This window comes from Bdellovibrio bacteriovorus (assembly GCF_001592735.1).
Taxonomy (GTDB): domain Bacteria; phylum Bdellovibrionota; class Bdellovibrionia; order Bdellovibrionales; family Bdellovibrionaceae; genus Bdellovibrio; species Bdellovibrio bacteriovorus_D.
The window spans coordinates 309,219-325,722 of the sequence record NZ_LUKE01000002.1; the positions used below are offsets into that span (position 1 = coordinate 309,219).

Here is a 16,504-nt window from a genome sequence, read left to right on the forward strand (position 1 = left end):
CTTATAAAGAAAGATCTTCCCACCAAGTTTTTAGCTCGTTCACACCGTGACCCAATAAAACCCCGGATGCTTTGTCTAAATGCAACTCGCTTCGAATATAGTCATTCACCGTATCGACGGTCACTTTTTTAATTTCTTCGATCACCGTGTCGACCGACTTATAACGTCCAAAAACGATTTCGTTCACGGCTAAAGACGTCATGCGATTTTCGATATCATCCGAACCCAACAAAATGTTCCCAATGACTTGGGTTTTAAACATTTCCACATCTGATTTAGTGACGCCATTTTTACGCAGTTTTTCAAATTCTTTAGAAATTAGATCGCCCACTTTGCGCGCATTCTTGGTTTCAGTCCCCGCGTAAATCGTAAGCATGCCCGAATCGATATGCGAATTAAGCATCGAATGAATGGTATAAACCAGGCCTTTCTTTTCACGCACACTTTGATAAAGCTTCGAGGTCATACCTCCGCCCAACAAAGTATTCGCAATCACCGCTTCAAAACGGCGAGAGTCTTTAAAGCTGGCGGTCGGCAAACCCAAAAGCAAATGCACTTGTTCTGCCGGTCTTTCAACGACGTGACGACGCTTTAACCAACGAGGCGCTTTGCGCGTGTCTTTCAGCTGGGACTTTTTCTTCTTACCCAAGCGTTTTTCCACACCCTTCATAAGCTCCGTGTGATCTAAACATCCCGCCGCACTGACGATGATGTTTTTGCCGGTGTAGGTTTTTTTATAATAATCTAAAACTTGGCTTTGCTTCATGTTAACCAATGAAGCCGGTGTCCCCAAGATCGGACGAGCTAAAGGATGATTTCCATAAACTTGTTCATAAAACACGTCATAAATCAGCTCTTCATGATTGTCTTCAGACATAGCAATTTCTTGTAAGACCACGCTTTTTTCTAAAGCGAATTCTTTTTGCACAAGATGCATATTAGAAACAAGATCAGAGAGTACATCTAAAGCCATTTCCCAGTGATCTTTTAAAACAAGCGCATGATAGCAAGTATATTCCCGCGTGGTGTACGCGTTTAATTCCCCACCCAAGGCTTCTAAAGATTTTGCGATCTGATAAGCGGAACGAGATTTTGTTCCCTTAAAAACCAGGTGTTCTAACAAGTGAGAAATCCCCGCCACGGCCGGCGCTTCATCTCGAGTTCCCGTTAAAACCCAGATACTGATAGAAACAGCACGGGATACGGGGTGAAGTTCACTCACCACTCGTATCCCGTTAGAAAGTTCAGATTTGTTGAACTTTGTATTCATTTATTTTTATTTACTGACTTAAAAGCGCTTTGCGAGAAAGTTTCACGCGACCTGAACGGTCGACTTCTAGAACTTTCACGTCGATCACTTCGCCTTCTTTCAATACGTCTGTAACGGCACGAACGCGCTCGTTAGAGATTTCAGAAATATGCAAAAGACCTTGAGTGCCTGGAAGGATCTCAACAAACGCTCCGAATTCGGCGATCTTAACGATCTTACCTTTGTAGACCTTGCCGACTTCCGCTTCCGCAATGATGTCGTTGATCATCGCAATAGCTTTTTTCGTTGCTTCAGGATCCGCCGAAGCTACGTGGATAGTTCCGTCGTCTTCGATTTCGATTTTAACGCCCGTTGCTTCCGTGATGCCACGGATGACTTTACCGCCAGAACCGATAACTTCGCGGATCTTGTCTGGTTTGATTTTGATCGTCTCAATACGCGGAGCAAATTCAGAGATTTGACCACGAGGAGTTTTGATCACTTTTTCCATTTCATTCAAGATATGCGCGCGGCCTTCCTTCGCTTGTGCTAAAGCCGTCTCCATCACTTCAAAAGAAACAGAATCAATCTTAATATCCATTTGCAGGGCCGTGATACCTTGTGAAGTCCCCGCCACTTTAAAGTCCATATCTCCTAAAGCATCTTCATCACCCAGGATGTCAGAAAGAACGGCTACGCGGTTCCCTTCTTTGATCAAGCCCATCGCGATACCCGCAACATTGGCTTTTAACGGAACACCCGCATCAAGAAGTGCTGTCGTCCCGGCACACACGGTACCCATTGAAGATGAACCATTCGATTCAAGAACCTCAGACACGATACGGATGGTGTAAGGGAATTTTTCGAAATCAGGAAGAACCGATTTCAAAGCGCGCTCTGCTAAGTTTCCGTGACCGATCTCACGGCGACCTGTACCGCCCATACGACCTACTTCGCCCACTGAATATGGAGGGAAGTTGTAGTGAAGCATGAACTTGCGTTTTTGCAAACCCGTCAAAGCATCGATCATTTGTTCGTCATCACCCGTACCCAAAGTCACCGTGCCAAGAACTTGCGTCTCACCACGAGTAAAGAGTCCTGATCCATGCGCACGTGGCAACAAGCCCACTTCATTGGCGATAGGACGAACCGTTTTTACATCACGACCGTCAATACGAACCGCGCGATCTAAGATCATAGAACGAGCTTCTTGGTATTTTAAATCATCAACGATAGCGCTCAGTTCTTTTTTACGTTGTTTCAAAAGATCTTTGTCAGTCACAGTGCTTAGCAAAGCTTTTTCAGCTTGAGCTGCCGCCTCGTTAGCTGCTGCATAACGATCTTGCTTAATGCGGATCGAAAGAGCTTCGGCGATTTTCGGACGAAGGAAATTTTCAGCCGCTGTTTTGAAATCAGCATCAATAGCAGGAGGTGTAAACGCACGTTTCGCTGTTGATCCTGTTTTTTCACGCAATTCATCCTGCGCGTTTAAAAGAGGCATCATGGATTGGTGACCGAATTTCAAAGCTGCTAGTACGTCCGCTTCAGAGATAAACTTCGTTTCACCTTCCACCATCAAAAGACCATTGCGAGTACCCGCAACGATCAAATCCATGTCTGATTTTTCCATTTGTTGTGGTGTTGGATTGGCAATAAATTGACCATCAACGCGACCTACTTGAATCGCACATGTTGGACCGTTGAATGGAATGTCAGAAACGTGCAATGCGGCTGAAGCCCCAAGACTTGCCAAAATTTCTAATGGGAATGAACCGTCTGCAGAAAGAACTGTACCGACGATTTGTGTTTCGTAACGGTAGCCCTCAGGAAATGAAGGACGGATCGGACGATCGATCAAACGCGCGGTTAATACGGCATCGTTTGTTGGTTTGGCTTCACGTTTGAAGTAACCACCGGGAATTTTACCAGTCGCATAGAATTTTTCGATGTATTCAACTGTCAGTGGGAAGAAATCTAGTTCAGAAGCTTTTTTAGAGGACACTGCAGTAACAAGAACCATGTTGTTACCACAAGAGACAAGCACGGATCCATCTGCTTGTTTTGCCAAACGGCCTGTTTCGATGGTAATCTGTTTTCCGCCCACCGAGGTAGTTACAGTCGTTTTCATTAATTCTCCTTGAATTCTTTTACAAAAGCTTTTGTGCTCTTGTTGTTTTGTCTCCTGTTTTTTCTTTTTTCAGGAGAGGTTTTTTTCATTACCGCTTTTTAGAAGCGGGTGTATTTTTATTTGGGATAGCGACCCTCTTGCCGACACTCCATCTTCGACGCAGTGAAAACTTAGGGCCAAAAAAACCAGAAGGGGCTTTTTTAGCCCCCTCAGGATTGTCTTATTACTTACGGATATCAAGTGCTTTGATAAGCGCTTGGTAGCGTGTTCCGTCTTTGCGGTGAAGGTAATCCAAAAGCTTACGGCGTTTGTTAACCATTGTTACTAGACCACGGCGACCGTGGTGATCTTTTTTGTGAGTTGCGAAGTGAGTGGTCAAATCGTTGATTTTTGCAGTCAACAACGCCACTTGAACTTCTGGAGAACCCGTATCAAGATCTGCTGTTTTGAATTTTTTAACGATTTGCGCTTTGTTGTCTTTAGTGACCGCCATTAAGGTCTCCTTTTGTTTGCACTTCGACTTTGTCGAAGTATTTTAGGCTTCTAAGGCCTTGCCAATATTGATCTCACCCAAAGGTCGTCATGGCTGTCGATCCCCCGAGTTTTTATAAGTTTTTAGGTTCTATCCTGGGCTCTAGTAAGAGGTCAAGAAGTGATAATCTCTATTTAAATCTAAATCCCAGTCATTTTACTTAGGCACCTTAATATGGGATCGATTAGAACATTACACACCAGTAATTAAGCCGAGCAGTCCTCAAGTATCCCAACTAAATAACCGAAAAATACTCATAGAGGTCGTACCGAATGGAATCTAAGGGAACGTATCGACATATTCTATGGGCTCTTATGCTTGGTTTTGCGGCACTTTCGGCAAAAGCAGCCCCTACCTATCTCACTTATCAAGGTCGCATCGTAAAACCCAACGGCCAGGCTCTAGAACATAACAATGTCAGTTTTCTTTTTGAAATCACTTCGTCCAATGGATCTTGCGTGCTTTATCGGGAACAAGTTGACGGCGTAAACATGCAAAACTCTAATGGGGTTTTCGACGTTCCTATCGGTAATTCCCACAGCTATCCGGCCGCGCCCTCCTTTACCATCTTAGATGCCTTCAATAATTCAGGGGGTTTGACGTGCTTTGGGGGAACTCCATTTTCTCCCACTTTAAGCTCCGGTCGTCTTTTACGCGTTCAATTTCATGACGGCACCGCTTGGAGATTAATCTCCCCCGATTCTGCCATTCGCTCTGTTCCTTACGCGGGCCATGCGGAATCTTCTAATAAGTTGGGCGGACATCTTGCTGACCAATTTGTACTAAAATCAGAAATTAATTTGGGTGCCGACTGTAAATCAGGATTTTTCCTTACGTGGGATGCGGCTTCAAGAACTTTTGGCTGTGCTGCCGACGCCGCAGGCGCGGGCGGAGGTTTAAGTTCACTTAACGGTCAAACCGGAGCGACACAAACCTTCTCTCCTCTAGCGACGGCCACCTCTTACGGTTTTGGTTCCTCAGGCAATGTTCACACTCTAACAATTCCATCAGCATCCACGGCGGGGGTCACCGCCGGAACGATTTCAAAATCAGAGTTTGATGCTTTCTCTGCCAAACAAGCCCCTGGCAATTACATCGTTACCTTAAGTGGTGACGTCACTTCATCGTTATACTCAGCCGGAACGGTGACGACCACCATCGCCAATAATGCCGTAACCACGGTGAAGATCGCCGATGGCGCGATCACCGGACAAAAACTTGAAAACTCGGGAGTGAGTGCCGGTACCTACTCCTCTGTCACCGTCGATGCGAAAGGGCGCGTGACAGCGGGTGGAACTTTGGCCTCGACTGATATTCCAAATTTGGATGCTTCAAAAATAACGACAGGCACCTTAACTCGCGACGTGAGTGCCGCCAATGTCACGGCCACCAACATCCGCATCTATGATGGCGTCAGCCAATATTTAACGATGCGCCTGCCCCCTGGCGGAACCGGTTATACCCTAAACTGGCCTAACGCGGTCGGCGCTGCTGGCTCAATCTTACAAACCGATGCCAGCGGAAATCTTTCTTGGGTGACCCCTCCATCAGCGCCCGTCAGCAGTGTTGCGGGAAGAACCGGTGCGGTGACTCTTTCAAATACGGACATCTCGGGTCTTGGTACAGCTGCGACTCGCAACGTCCCCTCATCCGGGGACGCCGCTGCGGCGGAGGTTGTTTTAGGTAATGACACTCGCCTTTCGGGACCACGAGCACCGAATGGCTCCGCGGGCGGAGATCTTTCAGGAACTTATCCCAATCCAACTGTTGCCAAAATCCAAACTCGCGCGATGTCCAATACGGCGCCACTGGATGGACAAGTCATCCTTTGGGATAATGGAAATACCACCTGGACGCCCCAGTACGTGCGCATGCAAGACATTCGCAATACCTGGGGTGGAACCGCGATGCTTCCCTCCACTTTATGTACGGCAGATCAAGCCATGGTCTGGAACTCACTGGTGGATCGCTTCACTTGTCAAAACATTGGATCTTTGGATGCGGCGGCGATAACAACAGGTGTATTGGCGGCAGCAAGATTAGGTACCGGGACTGCGGATAATACAAAATATCTTCGTGGTGATGGAACGTGGCAGACACTTTCAACAAGTGATGCCACCAAGCTTCCCCTTGCCGGCGGTCAGATGTCTGGCGACATCGATATGAATACTCATAAAATTATCAACGCTTCTAACATCCCTTGGACGGCGGTAAATCCTGGTGGCAGTAACGATATGCAATCACTTCGTTGGGATGACACCGCGAAAGAGTGGAAATGGTTCACGGCGGGTGCCGCCGGTGCGGGGATCGCCACAATCAACGGTGCCAACGGGACAGCGCAAACTTTGGCGCCTACGGCTTCCGCCACCTCCTACGGATTTACGACAAGTTCAAATACTCACACGTTCTCAATCCCTTCAGCCAGTGGCGCGGGTGTGACGGCGGGTACGATTTCAAAAACTGAATATGATAGCTTCGCCGCCAAACAAGCCGCAGGAAATTACGCCACGGCCTTAGCCGGTGATGTGACATCCACAGGTTATTCTGCGGGCACACTGACCACCGCCATTGCCACCAATGCCGTGACCACGGCGAAAATAAACGATGGCGCGGTGACGGGTGTCAAACTTGAAGATGTGTCCGGTCTCATTGTTGGCACTTATCCCAAGGTCACCGTGGATGCCAAGGGTCGCGTGACCACGGGCGCAGCCCTTTCCGCAACAGATATTCCAGATCTTGATGCCGCGAAAATAACCACCGGGGTGTTCTCTGTCGCAAGACTAGCCACGGGAACTCCAGATGGGTCTAAATTCTTACGCGACGATGGGACCTGGGCCGCTTTACCCAATTTAGGCTCGGGCTATGTTCTTAAAACGGGCGATACCATGACGGGTCCCTTGCAAGTGAATTCATCTTCGACAGCGGGGCTTGTCAGCAGAGGTTTTGGTGTCAGTGTTCCTGGCACCATTGATCTTTCAGGTGCATTGGGCACGGCGGGTTCTCCGGGAAAAGTGGCCAATGGCGCCGAAATCGGTCGCGTCAGTTTTTCTGGTTACGTAAGAAATCCAGCCGACACTGCGGACGCCTACACCCCGCTTGCTTCTATTCGCGCCAAAACAGTGAACATGGATGCCCAAGGACGTGCTGGTGGTGGGTTTGGTTTCTTCAGTAGTTATTTTGGCAGTGGATCTGAAGTGGAACGAATGACCTTCCTTCCTCCATCAAATTTGGGTATCGGAAACACCAATCCGCAAGTAGAGATTCATATCGGGAATCTAGGTGGTTCAATCCAGATCGGCGCTGATGCCACGACCAATCGCAATTTCTATATGATGAATTCGTCCGTAAGTGCCTTGCGTGCTTTTGATATCGGAAACGGAAACGCCAGCGGCGGCGGAACTGTTTTAGCACGATTTCAAAATGACGGAAAAGTTGGTATCGGAGTTGCCAACCCCACAGAACGTCTTGATGTCGGCGGAAAAGTGAAAGCCACAGAGTTCTGTATTGGAGCCACATGCATTTCTTCATGGCCTTCAGGTGGTAGCGGTTCTGTAACAAGTGTCGTGGCAGGCTCAGGTTTAACCGGCGGAACAATTACGACCACGGGAACTTTGGCCGTTGATGTCGGCACGAACGCCGGGCAAATTCCCCAATTAAATGTTTCTGGTAAACTACCAGCGGCGGTGATCCCCACAGATATCCTGACCACTTCGACAACATTGGGCGGTGATCTTTCAGGAAGCTTGCCCAATCCGACCGTCGTAAAAATCCAAGGCCAAACGGTGGCGAACACGGTTCCGTCAACTTCGGGACAAGTTTTAGTCTGGGATCAAAGCACCACCCGCTGGACCGTGAACAACATCCGTGCGCAAGATATCTCGACCATATGGGGTGGGACACAAATTATTCCGTCATCATCCTGCGGTGCTCATCAAGCCATGGTATGGAGCACGATCACCGATCGCATGACTTGTCAAAATATCGGCTCATTAGATGCCGCGGCCGTCACCACCGGCACATTTGCAACAGGTCGCCTTGGTACCGGCACGGCGGATAACACTAAATATCTTCGGGGTGACGGAACGTGGGCCGCGATCTCAGTGAGTGAAACGGATCCCAAGGTGGGCGCCAACACAACGAACTATGTTTCTAAGTGGGATGGTTCTGCTTTAGTTGCCAGTGGTATTTCCGAAGTCAGTGGCAATGTTGGTATCGGTATCGCCTCGGCTTCTAATCCTTTGGAAATCCAAAAAAATCATAATGGTGAAACTTTTCTTGTCATGCGCAATACCAATACCGGCAACGCTTCGGAAGTCGGAATTACTATTGAAAACAACGCAGGTGCCGCCGGAAGTATCTTTAGTACTTCATTTAACTATTCAAGTGTCACCGCTTATCAAGATCGGTTTAATATAGTGTCAACGCCCAACGTGACCGGTCTAACTCTTGCCGCTGAAAATGGCGATATGCGCTTTCTGACCACAGGTCAAACTGAACGCATGCGCTTAACGGCCGCCGGTGATTTTGGCATCGGCACGACCAACCCGGGCGCAAAACTTGAAGTGGGTGGTCAAATTAAAATCACGGGCGGAAGCCCCGGATTAGGCAAAGTTCTAACTTCCAACGCGACCGGCTTAGCAACTTGGCAAAATCCGGCGACCAGCGGTACGGTGACAAGCATCACTGCTGGCACAGGTTTGACCGGGGGAACAATCACGGGGTCAGGTACAATTGGTTTAGGCACCGAATTGACCGGCCTGAATGGTCTGAGCACGAATGGCTTTGTAAAACGCACCGGAGCGGGAGCTTATTCAACGGTGTCTTCGGTCACCTTAACTTCTGAAGTCACTGGGGTCTTACCTATCGCCAACGGCGGTACAAATTCCAGCACAGCATTGAATAGCAACCGTTTGATGGCTTCGATCAGTGGTGCGATTCAAGAATTAGGTGCGATGGCCGATGGACAAGTTGTTGTTGGTAAAAATGCATCTGCTCCGCAAATCGTGACCTTAGGCGGTGACGCCACGATTTCAAACACGGGCTCTTTGACTTTAGGAACGGGTTCAGTAAATTCAGCCAAAATTTCAGATGGCACCGTCGGTGTGGTCGACCTTAACTTCACTGGCACAATGACGACTAATACCGGGATCGTTGTTCGTGATGGCACTCAATTTCATAATAAAACTTGCTCCGCCAATCAGGTTCTGATTTGGACAGTTTCAAACGGTTGGGCTTGTAATTCGTTGGTTTTAACTGAAACCGATCCTAAAGTGGGTTCGAATACGACAAACTATGTTTCTAAATGGAATGGCACCGCCCTGGTTGCCAGCGGCATCTTTGAAAACGGATCTGGCAATATCGGCATTGGAACCACGAGTCCTGGATACAAACTGCAGGTGAACACCACTTCTGCTGAAGTGGGTGCTTGGGATGTGGCTTCGGCATTTAATTATACTTTCGCAAATCCTACGGCAACTAGCGCCACCCGTTTCATCGGTCAAATTAATGGGACTGAAAATGGAAATACCGCGGCGATCACGGGTGAAATCATTGGACAAGTGAATTACGCCAATAACAGCATGCCATCCGCTTTAAATAAACTCAGTGGCTCCTGGCACGGCGTAAAAAACAACAATGGCGCGGGTGCCGTGACCACGGCCGTCGGTGTTCAAGGACAAATTGAAAACGCATCGACAAATACTATTGCCACGGCCATGGGTCTTCAATCCTCTATTTTAAAGACAAGCTCGGGTGCGAATACCAACGGCTTTGGCTTGTACGTCGGAAACATCCAAGCCACTAACGCTTGGTCAGTCTATGCAAGTGACGCCACCGCCCCTTCTTACTTCGCGGGAAGCGTCGGCGTGGGAACAGTGTCTCCAGCGGTGAAACTAGATGTCGTCGGCGGTTCCGCGGCGGTGGACAATAGCTTCCTCATTAAAAAAACCAATAGCGCTTCCAACCGCTATAACGCGGTGGAAATCAACCCTTGGGTGTATGACTCCACCTCCACCAGCGAGGACACCGCCCTCTTAATCGCGACAAAAATAAATGGCACAACAAGCAACGTTGCCGAGTTCGGCTCCGAAAATTATTTTTATACTCCTACAAACTTTGACGGCAGCTGGACATATTTGCGCCGGGACGGAAACAATGCCAATGGCCCGTGGCTTTACGGAGAAAAATTCCGTGGCTCCTTTGGCACAAAAGGCGCCGTCGCTAGCGGTGATGATCTTTTAAATATCGGGGGGCTTGGCTATAATAGTTCCGGAACGAATAATTTGGGGGCATTGATTTCATTTCAAGCTACGGAAGCCTATACGAACGCAGCTGGAGGCGCGAAAATCTATTTTGCGACTACTCCCAACGGCAATACATCTTTTCAAACACGCATGACCATTGATCAAACGGGTTTTGTCGGCATCGGTACAACCAGTCCTTCAAACACCTTGCATGTAACACAAGCCGCAGCCGGGGTCGTCGCAAGGTTCGCTAACTCTGCGGGTTCGTGTACTCTAACACCATCAAGCAGTGCCGCGAACTGGGCTTGTACGTCTGATGCGAGCTTAAAAGAAAATGTGCAAAACATTTCCGGTGAAGAGGCCTTAGACAAAATGTTAGGTTTAAATGCCGTTACCTACACTTTGAAAAAGGGTGATGATGGCTCACGACACACGGGATATATCGCGCAAAATGTGCGCGACGTAGCGCCGGAGTTCGTGCGCCAAGATGAAAGTGGAATTTTACAAGTGAGTTATACGGGCTTCATCCCGTGGATCACGGAAGGCTTAAAAGCTCTGCACCTTAAGGTAAAAAATCTTATCGATATTCAAGCGGCCCAAAGCCGCGAATTGGCTTCGCAAGGACAAGCTATCTTACTTTTAGAAAAACAAAATCGAGAAAAATCATCTGAGATCGAGGCCCTTAAAAAAGAATCTGAAGATTTAAAAGCACGCTTCGAAAAACTAGAAAAGCATCTGGCGAAATAACCAGCACCGCCGGCCCGACAACCGACGGCTCAAAGTTTGGAATCTACTTACAATCGGCCTTGTATTTCAATAGCTCTTTGATTTCATCCGAAGTCAGCACCATTGGCGGCAAAGCACATTGGTGAGGCTGATTTTTTTCTAAATCTGCTAACACCGATGCATATTGATCGCGTCCCATTTCCCAAATACCAGAAAAACGCTGGTGATAGGCCGGAATGACCTCTTGGGCTTTGGCACCCGTCAAAATAACGATATTCTCAATATGATTGAATTCACTGCTTTGGGACCAATTAAAAGATCCCGCAATCAAGGTCTCTCCATCCACAATCATAAACTTGTTATGCATCTGAAATTTTAAGAAATCATTGATGTCTAAGTTATAAAACTTAATACGCACTTGGATGTTCTTATGCACTAGGTAACGAGCACGGCGCCCTAAATCCCGGAAGTCATCTTGACCAATCACCGCTTGCACTTGCACGCCCCGATTGGCGGCGGTGCGCAGAGCTTCTAAAATCGGCACCAGACGAATGCGAGCCGTGGCGATTTCAAGAGTCTTTTTGGCGCCATTAATATGCCCCACGATTTCATCCGTCAGCATTGATTTTTCCGGAGATTGAGGTTCAATCGTGCGCGGAGAATTAAAGACGACTTCAACATCTGATTCATCCACGAAAGACACCGGTTTTTGTTCCGTGGAGGGCAAAGTCGCGCCGAACTCTTTAGACGCTTTCCACAATCGTAAAAACTCTTGTTGATAGCGGGCGGTCACTTCTTTTTCAGCGGTAAAAAAAAGGAAATTCTCATCGTAACCTTCTTGTGACATGACAGCCCAGTTTGCACTGCTGGTCACCACTCGCGGCAATGGGCCGTTAGCATCAATCACCGCGAACTTATGATGAATTTTAACGTCTTTATTATCTAAATAACGAACATCCACCCCTAAATCTTCAAGCGCTTGTCTTTTAGCCGTGTTGGCTTCGGGGCTGCTATAAAGTTCTAAGTTCACCCGAATTTTCAGTTCTCCCGAGTGAAGGCGTGCCTGGACAGCCGCACTTTTCAACGTGGCAATGATAGGCGAAGACTCTTTGACGTCCATGTTGTACATGGCAATGTCCACGGTGGATTGCGCTTCAGAAATCCATTGGGCTATTGTTTCTAAAGTGGGACCGTTCGGGTGAAAGAGGGCTTCAACTTTCGCAGAAGCGTTGAATGCGAAAAAGATAACTAAGACTGAAATTAAATATTTCATGACCCCACCCCTTTTATGGATTTGAGATCTAGCGAAATAATGAGGACTTGTATAGCTGTGTTTAGGCAGCAGGCCTGATTTAGTACTTAAAAACTCGGCGCAGTGCGAAGCCTTTGCCCGGTTCTAAGCCAATAATGGCCAATAAATTCCCAGATTCTTGATCAAGAACTTGGATATATTGGTCCACGTCAGGATTGAATGACGTAATAAGCTGGGTGCGCAGATCATGACTGATTTGCCCGTTGCCCAAAAGAACACGATCCTGTCCCTTAACGCGGACACGCTTTACTTGCGGCAAAGCCTGATCCATCGGAATAAAGGCATCGCGATTGCCATTGTTTTTCACCGAAAGCTCAATGGATTCTAACGTCTGCCCTTGAGCAATCACGTAAGGTGCGGACCAAGTTCGGCGCAACTCGCTCATCGCAGCGCCACAGCCTAGTTTTTTTCCTAACAGGTCCACCCAGGTACGGATATAGCTGCCCTTGGTGCATTTGATATCAAACTCGGCCCAATCAGGTCCCGTCGCCACGGGCTCCACATCCCAAAAAGTCATAAGTTTTTTAGGAACTTCGACCTCTTTTTCTTCACGAGCATATTCATAGAGCTTTTTGCCTTGGATTTTGATCGCCGAATAAATCGGAACTTCAACTTCCATCTCCCCCTGCAGTTTTTCTGCCGCCGCCAGGATCTGCTCTTTGGTGATATCCACCGGCTTTGTTTCTAAAACCGTCCCCGTGGTATCGAGCGTGTCGGTGCGAACTCCAAACTGGGCTTTAACGCGATAACCTTTATCGCCTTCCAAAATGTATTGGCTGAGCTTGGTGCCTTCGTTAATTAAACATGCCATCAAACCTGACGCCATCGGATCTAACGTGCCCGAATGTCCCACGGCTTTTGTGCCTAGAATACGACGCAATCTCGAGACGACATCGTGACTCGAGATACCTGAAGGTTTATCGACTAATAAAAGACCATGGAATATTTCGTTATTCGTCATCAGACTCTGGAGTCTCGCCGGTTCCTTCACGTTTTTTACGCTCATTTTCAAGCTCGTGAAGAATCTTTTCAACTTTGATCACTTGTTCAGTGGTGTGATCCACATAGAAAGTCAATTTAGGGCAATAGCGCATTTTTAGTTCTTTGCCGATGAAGTTTTGAATTTCAAAAGCACGTTCTTGAAGTAAGTCTAACGCCTCTTCTTGTTGTTTTTCAGAACCTAAAACACTGACATAGACCTTCGCGGTGCGAAGGTCGGCTGGCATCTTTACTGAAGCCACCGTCACCAGACCTGGCAACGGTGTTTTAAATCCGCGAATCAAAAACTGAGCGACGGTGGCCTGGATTTCTCGTTCTACACGCGCAACTCGGCGCCCATCACCCATATTCTTCATTACACTTGAGCTCCGGCACCTAATTCACGTGCCACTTCTTTCTTAACGAAAGCTTCCATCATATCGCCGACTTTAACGTCATTGTAGTTTTCAATGCCGACACCGCACTCATAGCCTTGGGCCACTTCTTTAGCATCGTCTTTGAAACGTTTAAGCGAAGAGATTTTTCCTTCGTAGATAATTTTATTTTCACGAAGCAAACGGATTTGGTTATTACGTTGGATTTTTCCGTCAATGACGAAGCAACCCGCGATAGTTCCGACTTTAGGCACGCTGAAGGTATTACGAACTTCAACACGACCCATAACTTCTTCCACGATATCCGGAGTCAACATACCCGCCATCGCGGCTTTGATTTGATCCATCAATTCGTAAACGATTGAGTAAGTACGGATATCCACACCCATTTGCTTAGCTTTAGCTTGCGCGCCTAAGTCCGGTCTGACATTGAAACCAATAACGATACCTTTTGCGGTGTTCGCCAAAGTCACGTCACCCTCGTTGATACCACCCACAGCCGAGTGGATAACGCGTGCTTTCACTTCCGGAGTTGAAACCTTAGCAAGCATTCCGTTGATGGCCTCTAAAGATCCATGAACGTCGGCTTTCAATACGATCGCCAACTCTTTCACGTCTCCCGATTTCACTTTTGAGAAAATATCCTCTAAAGACATTTTCGCATTCGGAGTTGCTGAAGACTTCTCTGCTTGTTCTTTTCTTAAAGTAGAAACTTCCACGGCCGTGGCTTCATCTTTGACGATGTCAAACTTATCGCCCGCAGCTGGAACAGCCTCAAGTCCCAACACTTCGACGGGAAGACCCGGGCCGACAGATTGAACTCTTTCGCCTTTATCATTAGTCAATGAACGAACGCGGCCTTTCATATGACCAGCAACGATGTATTGACCCACTTCAACAGTTCCATCTTTAACCAGCAATGTTGCCACAGGCCCTTTGCCTTTTTCCATTTTCGCTTCGATCACAAGACCTGTGCCCGAACGTTTTGGATTGGCTTTAAGCTCTGCAACCTCTGCTAACAACTTCACTTGCTCAAGCAATTCTTTGATACCAGTTTTTTTCAACGCTGAAACTTCAGCGAAGATGGTGTTACCACCCCACTCTTCCGGAACGATTTGCAGCTCTGTTAATTGCTGCTTAATGCGATCTGGATTTGCACCCGGTTTATCCATCTTGTTGACCGCTACGATCATCGGAACGCCAGCGGCTTTCGCGTGATTCACGGCTTCTTGAGTTTGCGGCATCATACCGTCATCGGCAGCCACCACGATAATTGCGATGTCTGTCGCATTCGCCCCGCGCGCACGCATCGCCGTAAAGGCTTCATGGCCCGGAGTATCTAGGAATGTAATTAAACTGCCGTCTTCTAATTTAACACTGTAAGCACCAATGTGCTGAGTGATACCGCCAGCTTCACCCGCCGCCACGTCGGCATTGCGGATCGCATCCAACAATGATGTTTTACCGTGGTCGACGTGACCCATAACAGTCACAACCGGAGGACGAATGATGCTTTCTGCCTCAAGATCACCGAAAGCGGTTTCTTCGGCACGAGCATCAGCCGTCTTAAAGACGTTTTCGGCTTCCCACTTAAATTCCGGTACAATCAAGGCGATCGTATCAAAATCTAAATCGGTATTCATGTTCGCCATAACACCATTTTGCATAAGGACTTTAACTAATTGAGGAGCTTTTACGCCCATCTCCATCGCTAAATCCGAAAGCTTCATAGTGTTATTAACTTTCACCACACGCTTATGTGCAGCGGCGACAGTGATTTGCGTTTTAGCGCCACCAGCCATCGCGATTTTTTTCTTTTTAGGTTGGAAGACCATCTCACGCTTACGGAAATCCGTGGCGTTAAAGACCTTTACTTCTTCTTCCTTCTCTTTTTCTTTTTCACGACCCGCACCGAAACCACCAGCTCCGGCAGGACTTGGAGTGACGGCCTTTTTACGGCGATCAAAATCACGCGAACGATCATCACCTACCGGCATCGGCTCAGGAGCGGATTGCGCGATAAAACCGGTACGGATGTTACGAGTGGGAGCTCCACCCGCTGGACGATTGAAACCGCCAGGACGAGGAGCGCCCGAATTAAATCCACCTTGCGGGCGATCGCCACCGCGATCTCCACCCGGCCCACCACGGAATCCACCTTGCGGACGGTCTCCTTGAGGGCGCTGTGGAGCTTGCGTTTGCACGCGAGAAAGGTCCATACGGCCGATAATATTTCTTTTCGGAGCCGAGGCTGGAGTGGAAGAGCTTGCGACTCCGCTTGTTCCCACCACGACTTCTTTTTTACGTGCTTGAGGAGCTGGCGCAGCCGGGGCTGGAGCTTCAGGCGCAGGAGCTGCTTCTTTGGCAGCGACAGGTTCTGCTTTCGCCTTTACTTCCGGAGCCGGGGCCGCAACTGGAGCTTCTTCTTTAGCAACCACTTTTGTCGTGGGAGCTTTTTCAACGACAGCGGCTGACGCTGCAACGTCTGCTTCTTCCTCGACCTCTTTGGCTGCTGTTTTCTTAACAACAACACGAGTGGTCTTAGGAGCTGACTCCTCAGCCTCTTCAGCTTCGGTCGCTTTAGCCGCTTTCGGAGCTTCTTCATCTTTTTTGCGACGAACAACCGTCGACTTCGCCGGAGCTGCCGCCGCAGATGCGGCTTCAGTTTCTGCCGCGGCCTTTTTAGGTGCCGCTTTACGAGTCGCCGCTTTTTTCGGCTTAGCTTCAGGTGCTGGAGAGTCTCCACCACTTAGTTTGATTTTAATTTGCTCTAGAACCTCTGGTTCTAGCTCTGCCATGTGACTTTTCACTGGCAAGTGCCACTCACGGATCTTGTCCATAAGGGCTAGCGGGGTCATCCCGACTTCTTTTGCAAATTCAAAAACCTTTGGATTACTCAATTTGATATCTCCTTGCTGCTTCAGCTAGCGCTCTGCCGGCAT

Annotated in this window: 8 protein-coding genes; 1 reads left to right on the forward strand and 7 read right to left on the reverse strand. The window is 48.1% G+C overall.

Translation table 11 applies throughout. From position 1 onward, the window contains the following. Position 1: 1 nt before the first annotated feature. The 3 genes from AZI86_RS11975 to rpsO form a co-directional block, all read right to left on the reverse strand. Positions 2-1,270: a M16 family metallopeptidase gene (locus tag AZI86_RS11975; protein ID WP_061835422.1), complete on the reverse strand. Its 1,269-nt coding sequence runs from the start codon at positions 1,268-1,270 to the stop codon at positions 2-4. A gap of 10 nt (positions 1,271-1,280) precedes the next feature. Beyond that, positions 1,281-3,377 carry a polyribonucleotide nucleotidyltransferase gene (gene pnp / locus AZI86_RS11980; protein WP_061835423.1) on the reverse strand — a complete coding sequence of 699 codons (2,097 nt, stop codon included), beginning with the start codon at positions 3,375-3,377 and terminating at the stop codon, positions 1,281-1,283. 223 nt (positions 3,378-3,600) lie between these two features. Then, the gene (gene rpsO / locus AZI86_RS11985; RefSeq protein ID WP_061835424.1) at positions 3,601-3,870 is read right to left on the reverse strand and encodes a 30S ribosomal protein S15; all 270 of its coding nucleotides are present in this window, start codon (positions 3,868-3,870) and stop codon (positions 3,601-3,603) included. Between the two features lie 353 nt (positions 3,871-4,223). Here rpsO and AZI86_RS11990 point away from each other — a divergent pair, with 353 nt between their 5' ends. Further along, entirely contained in the window at positions 4,224-10,898 is a 6,675-nt protein-coding gene (locus AZI86_RS11990; protein WP_061835425.1) for a tail fiber domain-containing protein, read from the forward strand. 43 nt (positions 10,899-10,941) lie between these two features. On the opposite strand, the gene AZI86_RS11995 is transcribed toward AZI86_RS11990, so the two are convergent. From AZI86_RS11995 to infB, 4 genes are all read right to left on the reverse strand, one after another. Beyond that, positions 10,942-12,150 (reverse strand): phospholipase D-like domain-containing protein, encoded by a 1,209-nt coding sequence (locus tag AZI86_RS11995; protein WP_061835426.1) that lies wholly within the window; start codon positions 12,148-12,150, stop codon positions 10,942-10,944. A gap of 79 nt (positions 12,151-12,229) precedes the next feature. Continuing rightward, positions 12,230-13,150, reverse strand: a complete 921-nt coding sequence (gene truB / locus AZI86_RS12000) for a tRNA pseudouridine(55) synthase TruB (RefSeq protein ID WP_061835427.1) — start codon at positions 13,148-13,150, stop codon at positions 12,230-12,232. After that, positions 13,140-13,544, reverse strand: coding sequence for a 30S ribosome-binding factor RbfA (gene rbfA / locus AZI86_RS12005; RefSeq protein WP_061835428.1), 405 nt, complete (start codon positions 13,542-13,544; stop codon positions 13,140-13,142). The genes truB and rbfA overlap by 11 nt, the downstream gene beginning before the upstream one ends. Then, positions 13,544-16,462, reverse strand: a complete 2,919-nt coding sequence (gene infB / locus AZI86_RS12010) for a translation initiation factor IF-2 (protein WP_061835429.1) — start codon at positions 16,460-16,462, stop codon at positions 13,544-13,546. Before infB ends, rbfA begins: the two co-directional genes overlap by 1 nt. Positions 16,463-16,504 lie beyond the last annotated feature (42 nt).

Bases quoted from the DNA above. Each gene is read 5' to 3' on its own strand.
- AZI86_RS11975 (WP_061835422.1), bottom strand. From the start codon at position 1,270: ATGAATACAAAGTTCAACAAATCTGAACTTTCTAACGGGATACGAGTG.
- pnp (WP_061835423.1), bottom strand. From the start codon at position 3,377: ATGAAAACGACTGTAACTACCTCGGTGGGCGGAAAACAGATTACCATC.
- rpsO (WP_061835424.1), bottom strand. From the start codon at position 3,870: ATGGCGGTCACTAAAGACAACAAAGCGCAAATCGTTAAAAAATTCAAA.
- AZI86_RS11990 (WP_061835425.1), top strand. From the start codon at position 4,224: ATGCTTGGTTTTGCGGCACTTTCGGCAAAAGCAGCCCCTACCTATCTC.
- AZI86_RS11995 (WP_061835426.1), bottom strand. From the start codon at position 12,150: ATGAAATATTTAATTTCAGTCTTAGTTATCTTTTTCGCATTCAACGCT.
- truB (WP_061835427.1), bottom strand. From the start codon at position 13,150: ATGACGAATAACGAAATATTCCATGGTCTTTTATTAGTCGATAAACCT.
- rbfA (WP_061835428.1), bottom strand. From the start codon at position 13,544: ATGAAGAATATGGGTGATGGGCGCCGAGTTGCGCGTGTAGAACGAGAA.